We start from the raw sequence: 14,001 nt of genomic DNA on the forward strand, positions 1-14,001 counted from the left end.
GGGTCTCAGGGGGGAGCCGTTGCACGGCCGCTACGACCGACCGTGGGACACGCTGATGACGGGCACGATCCTCGGTCGTCTGGGCACAGAGGTAGGGGCCAACGAGTCCGGGGGTCATGCACCGGTGACCTCGACGATCATCGCCTCGTGCCGTGCCCGTCCGTACTCGTCCACGACCTTGACGTCCGCGCGGTGCGTCCCCGTCCCGAGATCCGAAGGCAGCCGGGCGACCCAGACGTGCGATGAGGGGATCGCCGACACCCACGGCTTCTTCGTGTCCGCATTGCGCGCGAAGACCTGCGTCACGAACGGATCGGGCTGACGCACCTTCCCCATTGGGATGGCCGCGCGTCCGCCGCCGAGCCGCAGGGTGACCCGCGTCCGGGGTCCGCCATCGAACACGTTGACCACGAGGTCGGTCGATCCGACGGCCTCGACCGGGATCGGGGAGCCGAGCAGGCGCTCGACCGTATAGGCTCGGGCGAGCTCCGGAGTGCGGGCGTTGTACTGGCTGTCGAGGGTGATCCGCATCGCCCGGTCCGGTTCGGAGGCGGCGACGAAACGCGTGGTGTAGCGGGCGGCATCGATGGAAAGGACGTGGTAGCCGTTGGGCGTGCCATCCCGGCTATCGGCGCAGGCGATGCCCCGACGGTCGTAGGGGCCGCTCCACCACGATCCCGACACGGCCGTCAGGACGTGGTGGTGATGCGTGCCGTCGCCACCGAGGTAATGGTGCTCTGTCGTGTGGGTGTGGCCGGCCACGCTGAGGCTCGGCCGTCCGGCCAGCAGGGCGAGGAGGGCGTCGCGGTCGACGGTGGTGTTGGCCGGGTCCGCCGGGGCCCAATCCGTGATGAGCGGGATGTGCATGCCGACGACGACGAGGCGGTCCTTCGGCCAGTCGCGCAGGATGTTCTCGACGAAGGTAAGCTGACGGTCGCCGAAGCGGCCCTCGTAACGGCCGCCGCGGGCACCGGGGGCAGCCGTGCCGATACCGAGGTAACGCACGTTGTCGAGCATCAGGAACAGTGCCTGGCCGTGCTCGAAGGCATAGTACGGCGCACCGTAGACCCGCTTGAACGTCTCGCGGCTGAGATCCGCGTCGGGCGCCTCGAAGTTCAGGTCGTGGTTGCCGCCGACGTGCCACCACGGGATACCGACCCGGCCGATCATGCGATTGTAGCGCGGGTAGAGCGAGAGATCGTCCGAGACGATGTCGCCCATCGTCATGCCGAAGGCAGCGGACGTGCCGAGGACGCTGGTCAGGGTGGTATCGCGCACGAAGGCGAGTTCGGCCTCGGTCGCCGGTTGCGGGTCCGTAAACAACAGAACGTCGAACGCTGAGGGCTCGTCGACACGCCGTAACGGGAAGTCGAGCGACTCCGGGAGCGCTCCCGTCGGAGCGAGGCCAGGGTAGCGAAAGCCGAGTTCGGTAGGAGTGCCATCGGGCCGATGGATGTAGGAGACGCGCGGCAGGTTGTTCGCGTCGAGCGGAACGCGGTAGCCGGATGGCTTGACGACGAACACGGCATCGCCGTCCGTGACGGCGAGGCGGTAGCGCCCGCTTTCGTCCGTGCGCACGACGTCCCGTCCGTTCGAGACGGCGACGCCCGGCAGGCCCGGATCGCCGATCTGCCTGCGTCCCGCCTCGGAGCGGTCCTCGAAAACGACGCCGGTGGCGGTCACGGAGCCTTCCGGCCGGTCGGGCGCCGTGCCCCGTGCGAACGCCGGTGCGGCGAGCGTCGCGGCCATCGCCCCGAGACCTGACACGGCCGCACGTCGGGTCATGGGGGACGCCATGTCGTCGATACCATCGTTCATGCCGGGCTCCATCCTTGCGGTGGCATGGATAAGGCTGCTGACGACCGTGTGACAGGATGCGGCCGACATCCGTCGGCAGCGGGACCTGGGGTACGATGGCGCACGGGCGGGTTTAGGGATAGGTCCGGCCGCGCCGAAGGTCCGGGGCATCGGCTTCCCGGGGTAGGCCGGCGGGGTGAGATGCGTTTCGAGATCGAGCGGAAGTTCCTGGTCGCCCATGAGGGCTGGCGCGCAAACGTCGTCGGCCAGCGACTTTTGAGGGACGGCCTTGTCGGGCACTTTGGCGGTGGGAAGGTCCGGGTGCGGATCGCCGAGGGACGCGGCTGGCTGACGGTCAAGGGCGAGCGCAAGGGTCTCGCTCGGGCGGAATTCGAATACGAGATCCCGGGGGCCGATGCCGAAGCCATGCTGACCGAGGTCTGCGAGCCGTGCCTTATCGAGAAGACGCGCCACTGCGTCCCCCATGCCGGAGTGAACTGGGAGGTGGACGTCTATGGCGGCGCCCTCTCGGGCATGGTTCTGGCGGAGATCGAGTTGCGGGACGAGGGGCAGGCGGTGGAACGACCCGACTGGCTCGGGACCGAGGTAACCCACGATCCTCGCTTCCGTCAGTCCACGATGCTGCGCCTGTCCCGGGAGGCGGGACGCAACATCACCCTCGCTGACGTCCTTGCGGCACGGTTCTGACGGGTCCCGGAGGCGGCACGGTCCGCGCTGCTCCACATATCCATTTAAGGATTGCCGCCACCTCCCATTCGCCCGGGTCGGGATATTCAATGGCCGTGGCGTTCGCCGGCCGCGGGAGATGTGCCCAGGCCACGAAGTCGAGCGGAGATGCGGAGCGGGTATCAGGCGCGACGTTTACGGTCCGCTTGCCTCGACGGTACCGGGAACGGCACCGGTGCCGCGGCCAGGATCGGCTTCCAGGTCGCACCCCATTCCTCCATCGGGGCGGGATTGGAGCGGTGAGCCAGGTCGAGGAACGCCAAGCCGGCTTCCATCGTCGCACGCTTGACCAGGGGGTTCAGCGGCCCGCCGTTCCTGAGGGAGCGGTCGGTGAAGACGCTGTGCGAACCACCTTGGAACACGACGAGCGCCTTCTGCGGTGTCGGAATCGCACTGTAGACGTCGATGCGGTCCTGGACCGGCGAGAAGCGGCCGGGAATGCGGATCGTGTCCTCCGTCGTGGTCACGTGGAGTGTGGGGACGTCGACCATCGCCAGAACCGCCGCGAGGTCGGTCTCGCCGTAGAAGGGCGGCGCCGAGATGACGATGCTCGCCGTGAAGCGCGGGTCCCGGTATCCGATGGGCTTCCCGTCGCGGATCACCTGGGCGCCGGTGAGGATCAGGGTGGTGTTCGCCCCGTAGGAGTGACCGGCCGCGACGATGCGTTTCCGGTCGATGGCGGCATGGAAGGGGTTTTCGCGTTCGAGCAGGCGGTCGAGGCCGAAGCTCACGTCCCGCGTCCGCTCGATGGCCTCGCGTTCGTCCGCTGCCCCGTCGAGGCGGTCGAGGAGCAGAAGCGGGTTGCCCTCCCACAGCGTCTGGTCGCTGCCGACGTGCTGGATGTGCAGGCTGGCTGTTCCGCGTTCCGACCATCCCTCGCCGAGGTAGCTGTAGCCCTTCCGCGAGCCGCCGAGCCCGTGGGAGAAGACGATCAGCGGGACCGGTCCCTTCCGGTCCGAGGCGGCCGGCCAGTAGAGCCGCGCCGGCACCGCGCGGTCACGAGACGGGTCGACCCACTCGAAGTCGATGAACCGTGCCTCGGCGGACGCCGGCAGGGACTTAAGCCAGCCCGCTGCACCCGCGGCCATGACCATCGCGCCGAAGCGGCGACGGTCGGGTCCGTTCGTGGCCTTTCCTCGCGTCGCTACCAGGTTGGATGGGGCATCGACGATGATGGTCATGGCGTCTCACGGGCCGGGGAGGACGGCATAAGGCTGGATCCTTATGGCCCTGGTTGGGCGACCATCGAATGATAAGGATCCCACCTGGCACCGCAGGTCCGGATGGGCCACCTCCACCTGCGCCGGATGTGGCAACCCCATATTGCGCCCCCGCCGGGTTCCCCGCTCGCGCTTCGGACGATAGAACGCGAGGATGACCGTACCCAAAGAGATCGAACTGAAACTCACCGTCGACGGGCCTGACCTGATGGCTTTGAGGAAGCATCCACGCCTGAAAGGCTCCTCCCGCACCAAGGACAGTCTAGTCTCCGTCTATTACGATACGTCCGACGGACAATTGCGGAAGGCCGGGTACGTTCTGCGGGTACGAGATACGAAAGACGGGTACGTGCAGACCGCAAAGGCATCGGGCGACGGCCTGCTCGAACGCCCAGAATGGGAGCGCTCGGTAGAAGGTCCCGAGCCCGACTTGCGTGCCCTGAAGGAGACGCCCTTAGCCCAGGTCCTCGGTAGGATGTCGAAGCTGTCGCCGTTGTTCACCGTCGCCGTCGAGCGCCGTTCGTACCAGGTCGAGCAGGGCTCCTCCCGGATCGAGGTCGCACTGGACGAGGGCCGGATCACCCGCCCCGGCGGCAAGCGCGCCTCGGACGTCGTGTCCGTCGGCGAGGTCGAGCTCGAACTGAAGGAAGGCTCGGTCGCCGACCTGTTCGCCCTCGCGCACGAGATCGGCGCGGACGCCCCGTTCCGTCTGGGCGTCCGGACCAAGCCGGAGCGTGGCTTCGCGCTGATCGACGGTGAGCCGGACCGCGTCCGCAAGGCCGAGCCCGTACCGCTGTCGGAGGACATGAACGCGGCCGACGCCTTCCGTGCCGTCGCCCATGCCTGCCTACGTCACATGCGGATCAACGAGGATATTATCCTCGACCATCGCGACCCCGCCGCCCTGCATCAAACGCGCGTCGCGATCCGTAGGCTTCGGTCGGCCTTCTCGCTGTTCGGCGACCTCGTCTCGGACGAGCGGACCGAGGCCATGCGCTCGAACCTCAAGCGCCTGTCGGCGCCGCTCGGACGGGCGCGCAACCTCGACGTCTTCCTGACGCGGACCCTGCCCGCCGAGCGGGAACGCCACCCGGACGAGGGCGGCCTGCTCAACTTGGAAAGCCACCTCGAAGCGCAGCGAACCGAAGCCTACGAGACCGTCCGGACCGCGCTGGGCTCGGACGAGTGGCGGCGGTTCGTCCTCGACTTGGTCGCCTGGATCAATACCGGTCCCTGGCTTACGAACGGCGGCGAGAAGGAAGCCCGTCGCCGGGATCAGCCGGCAAGCGCATTCGCGTTCAAGGTGTTGGAAAAGCGCAGGCGCCAAGTGAAGAAGCGCGGGCGCGACCTTGCGAGCCTGAGCACCGAGGAGCGGCACGAGGTCCGCATCGCGGCGAAAAAGCTTCGCTACGGCGCCGAGTTCTTCGCCGGGCTCTACACCGGCAAAAAGGCCGCCAAGCGCCACAAGGCGTTCCTGTCGGCGCTCGAAGACCTGCAGGACGGCCTGGGCGACCTCAACGACATTGCCACCGGCCACGAGATCCTCGGTGAGCTTTCCGGGACCGAGGCCGGAGCCGGATCGGCGCTGTTCGCGGCGGGCATGACCACCGTCGACATCGAGGCACGGACGCGCAAGCTCGTGGCCTCGGCCACGGAGGCTCACGAGACGCTGGTCGACGTGCGCCCGTTCTGGCGCTGAGGAAAAGTGGTTCGGGGGCAGCCCTCAGGTTAGGAGATGCTGCCCGACTAGCTCGATGACTGCCACGGCTACGAGGAAGCCGGTGAGATAGAGTGGCATCCGGCTCCGGCGGTCGTCCATCCGCGCAAGGATCCGGTTCATCCCCTCGTCATCGTGGTAATCGCGGAACATCAGCGTGGCGCCAGCGACGAGGTGGTGCCGTGGTTCGGTGGCATCGGGATGGGATCGGCCAGGGGGCAATCGGCATCGGCGATCTCTCGCCGCAGGTCTTCGCGTTGCGCCTCGACCAGATCCCCAAGGATGTCATCGTCGTAGCCATCGATTACGGCGACTAGGCGGAGACCTGAACCGTCCCGCTCGAACTCGACCAGGACCTCATGCTGGGCATAGGGGTCGTGGGGGTCGATGCAGAGGTGCTTCGGCATGGTCTAGGCTGACTCGCGCCGACGGGGCGGCGATGCGGGCCTCCTAGGCCCGGACCGTGACGGTGGCATGAACGCCATCCGATGCCGTTGCGAGGCCAGGAAACGTGGCCGGCGAGACGCGTCGGGGTAAGGCCGGCAACGTTTCCTGGCCATGACGGGGCCAGAAATGCGCACCTCACGGTTTGCGACGGACGGGCGGAGACGGGAGTGGCGGTCAGTCTCGTTCGGGTACGGCCAGCATGACCGCCGCTCGTACGGCAGCCCGCCGGAGTTCATCCCCAGCCCAGGACCGGCGCATCAGGGTGTCGGCGAAAGGGTGCTCGGCGACGGCCAATGCCGGATCGATCCGATACCCCTCGCCGAAACCGACGGGGCCACAGGACGGATCGGCGAGGTAGGCGTCCACGACGGCCGTCACATCGTCATCAACGATCCTTAGTGTGTCCAGCAGGTCCAGCGTCATCGGTCCGGGCATTGCATCGCCTTAGGACGGCTCGACGACGCTGGTAAGTCGGTTTCCCTGCCGGCCGGGCCCCGGCCTGAACACCGGGGCGATGGACCCGTAGGAGCCGAACGCATCATGCCATTCGATCAAGCCGCGCCATTGGAGGTGCGGGCCGAAGCCGCCGGGGGTGGGGCGAAGCCCTGGGCTTGGACCATCCATCGTGGGGCCACCCGATGCCTCGTCGTTCGCTCCCGTCCCGAGTACCGGGATCGGGCTGAAGCGCTGGAAGCCGGCCTGAGGGCCGCTGGCGGGGTGGGGGCCCGGCTGGGTGCCGAGGTCGTGGTGCGCGATGGTGTCCTGACCTGACCTTCGGTCTTCCATCCGGATCGGAGGCCGAGGTGCGTTCCCCATCCCGCACCATCCTTGTCGCGCTCGTCGCGCTCGCCCTATGGCCGCAGCCAAGCCCGGTCGCGGCCCAGGCCGAGGGACGCGAGGCGCAAGCCACGGCCGAACGGGTCGCGGCCGAAGGCATGGCCATCGGCTCACCGTCCGGCGCGGGTGGCGATCCGCAGACCTCGGTGGCCCAGCCCGTCTTCTCGGCGGGACGGGCCGCGGAGGTGACGACCTCGTTCCAACCCCTGCTCGGACCCTTGGGCGACCCCGGCGGATACCGCGCCTTTCTGGAGCGACACGGGATCACCTTCGGCCTGATCACGGTGGCCGAGACCTACCGCAATCTTCGCGGCGGCCTGCGGCGCGGCTCCACCGGCCTGACACTGCTCGACCTCGACGTCGACGTGGATCTCGGCACCCTGGCCGGGTGGAAGGGGGCCACGGCCCACGCCACGGTCTACCAGATCCAGGGCAGCGGCACGTCCCGCTCCCGCGTCGGCAACCTCATGACCATCAGCGAGATCGAGGCCCTGCCCGCCTCGCGCCTCTCCGAACTGTGGCTGGAGCAGAGCCTGTTCGACGACCGGCTGTTCCTCCGCGTCGGCCAGCTCTCCGCCGACACCGAGTACATGGTGAGCCAGACCAGCATCCTGTTCACCAACGGCACCTTCGGCTGGCCGGCGATCTTCGCCGCGAACATGACCGACGGGGGACCGGCCTACCCGCTTTCGGCGCCGACCATCCGCCTGAAGTACGTACCGACCCGGGAGCTCTCATTCCAGGCGAGCCTGATCGACGGCACGCCCGGCGGCGGCAACCCGCGCTTGGGGGTCGACCCGCAGCGGCGCAACCCAAACGGCACCCGCTTCCCGCTCTCCGATCCGCCGCTCGCCATCGCCGAAGTTTCGTACGCCTACAATGCCCGCCCCGGCGACACCGGCTTGCCCGGCACCGTGACGTTCGGGGGCTGGCACCGGTTCGGCCGCGTCGATGCCCTCATGCCCGACCCCGTGAGCGGACTCGGTCGAAGGGTTTCGGGAGATTCTGGAATCTACGGGGTAATCGACCAGACGGTCTATCAAGAGTCGAACGATCCCAACGACGGCGCCAGCGTGTTCCTGAGGGCTTCGGCTTCCCCCGGCGACCGCAACCTCGTGGATTTCTACCTCGACGGCGGGATCGCCTATCGCGGCCTTTTCCCCGGGCGCTCGGACGACACCCTCGGGTTCGGCGTCGGCGTCACGCACATCTCGCCCGTGGCGCGGCGGCTCGATGCGATGGCCGCCCTCCAGAGCTCGGCACCCGCCCCCCGCCGCAGCGCCGAGCTCCTGCTGGAGGCGACCTATCAGGCCGTGCTCGCTCCCGGCATCGCGCTGCAGCCGACTGTGCAGTACGTCGTCCACCCGGGGGGCGGGATCGCCAACCCCCGCGATCCCGACGGCACACGGGTGCGCAATGCCTTGGTGTTCGGCCTTCGCGCCATCACCCGCTACTGAGCCGCACGCGCTTCCTTGCTCAATCCCGCGGCGGCCGGATGCCCAGGACACGGATCAGCGCGTAGGCGACGACCGCCGAGAGGCAGGCGATGGCGATGGCCACGGTGGAGCCGGCCTCGTTCTCGGTGAGTGGCAGGCCCTTGGTGTTCATACCGAACAGCCCGGTCACGAGCGTCGGCGGCAGGAACAAAGCGGTGAGCACCGACAGCATGTAGAGCTGCCGGTTCGAGGCCTGCGCGAGATAGGAAGACAGCTCCTCCTGCATCAGCCGGCTTCGGTCCGCGAGCAGGACCATGTCGCGGTCGAGAGCATCGAGCCTCTGCGCGATCCGGGTGGCCGCGGTGATGGCCGCATCCGGGACCTCCTCGTCGGCTCCGGAGGTCTCCAACCGGTGGAAGACCGCACGCAGGCCTAGGAGCTGGCGGTGCAGCCGGACCGCGTCCCGGCGGATCGGCCCGAGCCGACGACGCTCGCCGCGGACACGCTCGTCGAGGATGTGATCCTCGATCTCGTCGAGTTCATCGGCCAGGCGGGCGCCGGTCGCGGCCATCGAGGTCACGACCCGCTCGACGATGACGTCGAGCAACTGGATCGGGGCGAGGATGCCGCGACCGTCCACGGCGGCGTCACGGGCGAGGTCCGGTCCGAGGACGGGATGCCGTCGACCGCTCGCGAGTAGGCGCGGTCCCATGACGAAATGCAGGCGACCGCCGGCGTCAATCCTGGGGCTTTCACCGGTCTCCCGGACGAGATCGGCCACGACGCCGCCGATATGGCCCGCCTCGACGATGAGGCGCTGGTGCGGATCGCTGGCGAAAGCCGCGGTGGCGAGGCGAGGCGGACCTAATCGTCCTTCGTCGATGACGGCTGGTAGGCGCGCGTCGTTCAGGTTGAAGTGCAGCCAGGTGAACGCCTCGCCGAAGCTCCCCGGGACGGACAGCGCCTCCCCGTGGTCGACGAGGTGACCGCATCCAGTCTCGTCGAAACGCATCGCCCAGAGCAGCCCCGGAAGCGCCGGCTCGTCGCACAGGCGGCGAGCGGGTGTCTCGGTCGTGACCTCCATACGGCTTAGGACAGGTGGCGCAGGATGAAGAACAGCGTGCCGGCGATCAGGATCGCGGCCGGCAGCGTCATAATCCAGGCCAGCGCCATGTTGCGCACGGTCGACATCTGCAAGCCGGAGCCGTTGGCGGCCATAGTGCCGGCGACGCCCGAGGACAGGATGTGGGTTGTCGAGACCGGCAGGCCATAGAGCTCTGCGAGGCCGATGGTGCCCGCCGCGACGATCTCGGCCGAGGCGCCCTGGGCGTAGGTCAGGTGGGTCTTGCCGATCTTCTCGCCGACGGTGACGACGATGCGCTTCCAACCGACCATCGTGCCGAGGCCGAGCGCCAGGGCGACGCAGACCTTCACCCAGCCCGGGATGTAGCGGGTGCCCTCGTTGAGGAGCTCAGTGTAGCCCTTAAGGGTCTTGGCGTCGGCCTCGGACAGGGTCGCGCCCGACTTCGGCAGCAGGCGGATCGCGTCGGAGGCGAGGTACATATCGTTACGGACGTTCGAGGTCGCCCCCGCTGGGACCTGCTGGAGCGAGCCGTAGCCCTTCACCGACGTAGCGATGTCGGTCGAGAGAGCCGAAAGCGCACCGAAGACCTCCGGCTTGTTGAGTTCCTTCGCCTTCAGCGCGTCAGCCACCGTCTTGCGGGCCTGGGCCGCGTCGGGCCGTGCCCCGCCACCGGAATAAGTCGAGAACACCTTGCTTGCGGCATCCGAGGTTTGGACGAAGGCCGGGGTCGCGTCGGCGTTCATGGTCCGGTTCAGGGCGTAGGCGGTGGGCGCGGCGCCGATCAGGATCAACATGATCAGGCCCATGCCCTTCTGGCCGTCGTTGCCGCCGTGAAAGAACGACACCAGGGTGCAAGTCAGGATCAGGACGCCGCGGATCCACAGCGGGGGCGGCGCGTCGCCCTTGGGGGCCTCGTACAGGTCCTTGCGACGGACCGTGAACTTGAGGACCAGAAGCAGGAGGGCAGCCGCAACGAAGCCGCAGATCGGGCTGAAGGCCAACGCCTTGAACACGCCGAGCGCTTGGTTCCAGTCGACGCCGGAGGTGCCGTCCTGGCCGCCCATGAGCTGGTTGGCGAGGCCGACGCCGAGCACGGACCCGATCAGGGCGTGCGAGGAGGAGTTCGGCAGGCCCATCGCCCAGGTGCCGAGGTTCCAGATGATGGCGGCGATGAGCAGGGAGAAGATCATCGCGTAGCCGGCGCCGGAGCCGACCTGGAGGATCAGCTCCACCGGCAGCAGGGTGACGATGGCGTAGGCGACGGCGCCCGAAGACAGCAGCACACCAAGGAAGTTGAAGGTGCCAGACCAGATCACCGCCACCAGGGGCGGCATCGAGTGTGTGTAGATCACGGTCGCCACCGCATTGGCGGTGTCGTGGAAGCCGTTCACGAACTCGAAGGCAAGGGCGATCAGCAGTGCGAGGCCGAGGAGGACGAAGGCGCCGACCGCCAGGGGCTCCTGGTGGACCGCGTTCATGTCAGCGATCAGGCTGAACACGGCGTAGCCGAGGCCGGCGACGAGCACGAGCAGGAAGGCGATGACGCCACCTGGATGGATGCCATGGTCCAGGCTGGGCTTGCCTGTCGCCACGTGTCCGGCTGTAGCGGCCGGTGCCATAATCGCGTCAGACATAGACACCTTTAATTTATTTTGTATCTCCGGGATTAAATTCGGTTGATGACGGTTAGGTGACAATCTAGGGCGACAAAGAGATAAAGTTATTTATCGATATATTATAATGGCGCCGTGCATTTATCGCTTGAACGGAAGCCTCCAGAAAGGCCGTCGGGCCCAAAATCGAACTTGGCCGACCAAAAATGGAGTGAACGCTTCGATCATGTTCAGCGCCACGCTGGATGACTTAGCTGAGCGCGAAGCCGATATGGATCACTATCCATGCGAACGTCCGGTTTCTCGACTTTGCTCGTCGAAAGCAGACCGTCGCAAATCCACCCAATCATATCGTAAGAGGGTTTGTGCATCCTCGGAAGCAGCCGTAGAACCTGTGTCGTATAAGCCGGGAGGCTGGCCGAAGAGTTATATTGATCTTATACATAAAGTGGTTTTGTGATAGTTTCACTAATTTCGGTTTTAGGGGGCCGCCAATCCTGTCGGCGGCCCACCTGCGATCAGTCCTTCGCGCGATATGCATCCGGTATGACGAACACTTCATCAGCTCGGGCGTAGCCGCCATCCTTGACCTCTTCGATCAAGACCATGGTATGTGTTCGAACGGCTTCGCTGAAGTAATCAACGAACAAGTTGGTCACCTTGTGGACGATCTCTTCCTTCTGCGCCCGGCTGAGCGCAGCCTCCGGGACCTTGATGTTAGCGAACGGCATCAGACTTCTCCGCGGTGGGTGAACTGAACGGTGGCGTGGTAGGCGGGCCGGCCCATTGGCCTCAGCGCTGCTTCTCGCGGGCCTTGCGGACGGCATCGTTCAAGGTCGTGACAGCCTCGTCGAAGCGGTGCTCCTCTTCGGCGTTGCGTTGAAAGGCGACGCGCTGCACGAGGATCTCAGGCGGCGTCGGCTGCTGCTGGAAAAGAGCCATGACCTCATCGATGAAGTCGGCCAACGGCAGGTAGCCTTCGCGGTTGGCTTGGCCGGGCGTCAGATCGGTCTGAACCGCCGGAGGCACCAGTTCGATCACCTCAACCCTGCCCTTCAGGACTTCGCGCAACGAAACCGTGTAGCTGTGAATGGCGGCCTTCGATGCCGAGTAGGTCGGTGTCGCCGCCAGGGGAACGAACGCTAGTCCGGAGGACACGTTGATCAGCACGGCGTCAGGGCGCGCGAGCAGATGCTCGATCAAGGCGTCCGCAATCCGGATCGGGCCGAGCAGGTTGGTGGTGATCGTCGCCTCCGCGTCTGAGAGGTCTCGGGTCTGATCCAGCGTCTCGAAGCGCATGATCCCGGCGTTGTTGATCACCACGTTCAGGGCTGGATGCTCGGCCACTACCCGCTGCGCGAATGCGGCGATGTCCGCGGCGTCCGAGATATCGAGCGGCAAGGCGTGGATGCCTGGGCGGCTGCTGGCGACCTGTTCCAGTGCCTCCACCCGACGCCCGGCGATGATGACGGTGTTGCCTAGATCGTGAAAGCGATGTGCAAGAGCCTCCCCGATCCCGGAGCCCCCTCCGGTGATCAGGATCGTGTTGCCTGAGATGTTCATGACGGCGACCTTCGTTGTTGTCGCCGAAGAAATTATCGATCACGCTCTCCAGACTGAAGTAGGCACCGAAAAGATTTGTACTTACCAAAAGGAGAGCGTCAGATGCGTAGGGCTACCCCGGACCCCATGATCGAGGCACGACGGAGGGGGCCGATCCCGAAGGACGTCGATCCGACGATCGAGGTGCTGGTGAATGACATCATCGCCAAGGTGGCCGACAAGTGGACCATGCTGATCCTTGAGGCTCTGGACGAGCATGGCACCCTACGGTTCACGCAACTCGGCAAGGCGGTGGGTCGAATCAGCCAAAAGATGCTGACGCAGACGGTTCGGCAGATGGAGCGGGATGGTCTTGTGCGACGTACCGTGCATCCGGTGATCCCGCCGCACGTGGATTATAAGCTGACGCCACTCGGCGAGAGCTTGGGAGCGGCGTTCTGTGGTGTGTGGATCTGGGCTGAGACCCACCACGCAGAGATCGAGCGCGCCCGTCGGGCGTTTGCAGCGGCGGGTGAAGCGTCCGATGTGTCCGCTTGCATCGAAACACCGTGATAGTCCGAGAGCTGTTATAAGCGTTTGCGGACCCTGACCCTTCTCTGGAAGCGGACCTGCCGCATCCGACCCGATTTGGTCGTTCCGTCTGTTCCACCGGTTGCTCTTAAGCGGACGTAGTGTCAGCTCGGTCCTCTCGCTGCCAAGCTCGCCCGGTCGATGACCTGCACCTGGCCTCGGCGGATCTCGACAAGCCCGATATCCGCCCATTCTCCAAGAAGGCGGCTGATGACCTCTCGCACGCTGCCGACGTCCGATGCGAGTTGCTGGTGCGTTTTCCAGACGATGCCATCGGCGTCGGCCTCAATCAGCAGCCGCCTGGCGAGTCGCTGCTCCAGGGGCGCGAAGGCGATCTCCTCGACCAAATCGAACATGCCGGACAGGAGCCTCGTGTAGTCGTCGAGGACGAACTCTCGGAACGTGTCGCTCTCCCGCATCAACTGACGAAAGGTATCCGCCGGCAACGCAGCGAGTTCGGTCCTGGCTTCCGCGATACTTTGCGCCGGGAAGCCCCCGCCCGAGAGCAGGCATTGGGTGGTGAGCACGCAGGTGCCGCCGGCACTGACCTTGTAGATCAGCATCTCCCGCCCGCCATCGGACATCCGGAACACCCGGGTCCGCCCGACGATGCACATCAGGTAATTCGGGCAGGCGTCCTTAAGCTCGTAGGCAATCGCGCCGGCTTCCAGCATGGGGAAAACGACCGTGCCCCGCGCAAGCTGGAGATGGCTCGCGCTGAAGTTCCGGACCATTGGAAAGCGCTCGATCCAGCGTTCGATCTGATGGGCGGTCTGCATGGTCGTCCTCCCCGGGGCCGGCGGTCGTTGGATGCCGCCATGCCCATGACTCAGGCGTTATAGTCTCGGAATCCGTAGCCTTCGGTGACTTGGGTCACAGACGTTTGCGTCGCCATTCCATACCACTGTGATCACTGAACAAAAAACCGTCCGGCAAGACCGTGAGGAAGCGCAGGCTTTCTATGGGCCGT

General features: G+C 66.3%; 13 protein-coding genes. 4 read left to right on the plus strand and 9 right to left on the minus strand.

Annotated elements, in window-relative coordinates:
* Positions 1–114 precede the first annotated feature (114 nt).
* Positions 115–2,097 carry a calcineurin-like phosphoesterase family protein gene (locus tag FV226_RS11170; protein WP_246691557.1) on the minus strand — a complete coding sequence of 661 codons (1,983 nt, stop codon included), beginning with the start codon at positions 2,095–2,097 and terminating at the stop codon, positions 115–117.
* Here FV226_RS11170 and FV226_RS11175 point away from each other — a divergent pair.
* On the plus strand, positions 1,999–2,505 hold the full coding sequence (locus tag FV226_RS11175; RefSeq protein WP_147762952.1) for a CYTH domain-containing protein: 507 nt from the start codon (positions 1,999–2,001) through the stop codon (positions 2,503–2,505). The two genes, FV226_RS11170 and FV226_RS11175, sit on opposite strands and share 99 nt — an antisense overlap.
* A 161-nt stretch (positions 2,506–2,666) precedes the next feature.
* On the opposite strand, the gene FV226_RS11180 is transcribed toward FV226_RS11175, so the two are convergent.
* Positions 2,667–3,725: an acetylhydrolase gene (locus FV226_RS11180; protein WP_246691558.1), complete on the minus strand. Its 1,059-nt coding sequence runs from the start codon at positions 3,723–3,725 to the stop codon at positions 2,667–2,669.
* A gap of 193 nt (positions 3,726–3,918) precedes the next feature.
* Here FV226_RS11180 and FV226_RS11185 point away from each other — a divergent pair, with 193 nt between their 5' ends.
* The gene (locus FV226_RS11185) at positions 3,919–5,463 is read left to right on the plus strand and encodes a CHAD domain-containing protein (protein ID WP_147762953.1); all 1,545 of its coding nucleotides are present in this window, start codon (positions 3,919–3,921) and stop codon (positions 5,461–5,463) included.
* Between the two features lie 170 nt (positions 5,464–5,633).
* Here the strand turns inward: FV226_RS11185 and FV226_RS11190 are convergent, their stop codons facing one another.
* Entirely contained in the window at positions 5,634–5,888 is a 255-nt protein-coding gene (locus FV226_RS11190; protein ID WP_147762954.1) for a hypothetical protein, read from the minus strand.
* A gap of 214 nt (positions 5,889–6,102) precedes the next feature.
* Positions 6,103–6,351 (minus strand): hypothetical protein, encoded by a 249-nt coding sequence (locus tag FV226_RS11195; protein WP_147762955.1) that lies wholly within the window; start codon positions 6,349–6,351, stop codon positions 6,103–6,105.
* Positions 6,352–6,731: 380 nt separating this feature from the next.
* Here FV226_RS11195 and FV226_RS11200 point away from each other — a divergent pair, with 380 nt between their 5' ends.
* Positions 6,732–8,222, plus strand: a complete 1,491-nt coding sequence (locus FV226_RS11200) for a carbohydrate porin (RefSeq protein WP_246691559.1) — start codon at positions 6,732–6,734, stop codon at positions 8,220–8,222.
* Positions 8,223–8,241: 19 nt separating this feature from the next.
* Here the strand turns inward: FV226_RS11200 and FV226_RS11205 are convergent, their stop codons facing one another.
* The 4 genes from FV226_RS11205 to FV226_RS11220 form a co-directional block, all read right to left on the minus strand.
* On the minus strand, positions 8,242–9,285 hold the full coding sequence (locus FV226_RS11205; protein ID WP_246691560.1) for a transporter: 1,044 nt from the start codon (positions 9,283–9,285) through the stop codon (positions 8,242–8,244).
* A 5-nt stretch (positions 9,286–9,290) separates the two neighbouring features.
* Positions 9,291–10,919: an inorganic phosphate transporter gene (locus FV226_RS11210; protein WP_147762956.1), complete on the minus strand. Its 1,629-nt coding sequence runs from the start codon at positions 10,917–10,919 to the stop codon at positions 9,291–9,293.
* A 497-nt stretch (positions 10,920–11,416) separates the two neighbouring features.
* Positions 11,417–11,629, minus strand: coding sequence for a 4-oxalocrotonate tautomerase family protein (locus FV226_RS11215; RefSeq protein WP_147762957.1), 213 nt, complete (start codon positions 11,627–11,629; stop codon positions 11,417–11,419).
* A gap of 61 nt (positions 11,630–11,690) precedes the next feature.
* Positions 11,691–12,461 carry an SDR family oxidoreductase gene (locus FV226_RS11220; protein ID WP_147762958.1) on the minus strand — a complete coding sequence of 257 codons (771 nt, stop codon included), beginning with the start codon at positions 12,459–12,461 and terminating at the stop codon, positions 11,691–11,693.
* A 102-nt stretch (positions 12,462–12,563) separates the two neighbouring features.
* Here FV226_RS11220 and FV226_RS11225 point away from each other — a divergent pair, with 102 nt between their 5' ends.
* Positions 12,564–13,013 (plus strand): helix-turn-helix domain-containing protein, encoded by a 450-nt coding sequence (locus tag FV226_RS11225; protein ID WP_147762959.1) that lies wholly within the window; start codon positions 12,564–12,566, stop codon positions 13,011–13,013.
* A 122-nt stretch (positions 13,014–13,135) separates the two neighbouring features.
* Here FV226_RS11225 and FV226_RS11230 read toward each other — a convergent pair whose 3' ends face one another.
* Positions 13,136–13,810 carry a Crp/Fnr family transcriptional regulator gene (locus FV226_RS11230; RefSeq protein ID WP_147762960.1) on the minus strand — a complete coding sequence of 225 codons (675 nt, stop codon included), beginning with the start codon at positions 13,808–13,810 and terminating at the stop codon, positions 13,136–13,138.
* Positions 13,811–14,001: the final 191 nt, after the last annotated feature.

The sequence above is a fragment of the Methylobacterium sp. WL12 genome, from assembly GCF_008039475.1.
GTDB classification, from domain to species: domain Bacteria; phylum Pseudomonadota; class Alphaproteobacteria; order Rhizobiales; family Beijerinckiaceae; genus Methylobacterium; species Methylobacterium cerastii.

Bases quoted from the DNA above. Each gene is read 5' to 3' on its own strand.
- FV226_RS11225 (WP_147762959.1), top strand. From the start codon at position 12,564: ATGCGTAGGGCTACCCCGGACCCCATGATCGAGGCACGACGGAGGGGG.
- FV226_RS11205 (WP_246691560.1), bottom strand. From the start codon at position 9,285: ATGGAGGTCACGACCGAGACACCCGCTCGCCGCCTGTGCGACGAGCCG.
- FV226_RS11210 (WP_147762956.1), bottom strand. From the start codon at position 10,919: ATGTCTGACGCGATTATGGCACCGGCCGCTACAGCCGGACACGTGGCG.
- FV226_RS11195 (WP_147762955.1), bottom strand. From the start codon at position 6,351: ATGACGCTGGACCTGCTGGACACACTAAGGATCGTTGATGACGATGTG.
- FV226_RS11220 (WP_147762958.1), bottom strand. From the start codon at position 12,461: ATGAACATCTCAGGCAACACGATCCTGATCACCGGAGGGGGCTCCGGG.
- FV226_RS11190 (WP_147762954.1), bottom strand. From the start codon at position 5,888: ATGCCGAAGCACCTCTGCATCGACCCCCACGACCCCTATGCCCAGCAT.
- FV226_RS11180 (WP_246691558.1), bottom strand. From the start codon at position 3,725: ATGACCATCATCGTCGATGCCCCATCCAACCTGGTAGCGACGCGAGGA.
- FV226_RS11185 (WP_147762953.1), top strand. From the start codon at position 3,919: ATGACCGTACCCAAAGAGATCGAACTGAAACTCACCGTCGACGGGCCT.
- FV226_RS11230 (WP_147762960.1), bottom strand. From the start codon at position 13,810: ATGCAGACCGCCCATCAGATCGAACGCTGGATCGAGCGCTTTCCAATG.
- FV226_RS11215 (WP_147762957.1), bottom strand. From the start codon at position 11,629: ATGCCGTTCGCTAACATCAAGGTCCCGGAGGCTGCGCTCAGCCGGGCG.
- FV226_RS11175 (WP_147762952.1), top strand. From the start codon at position 1,999: ATGCGTTTCGAGATCGAGCGGAAGTTCCTGGTCGCCCATGAGGGCTGG.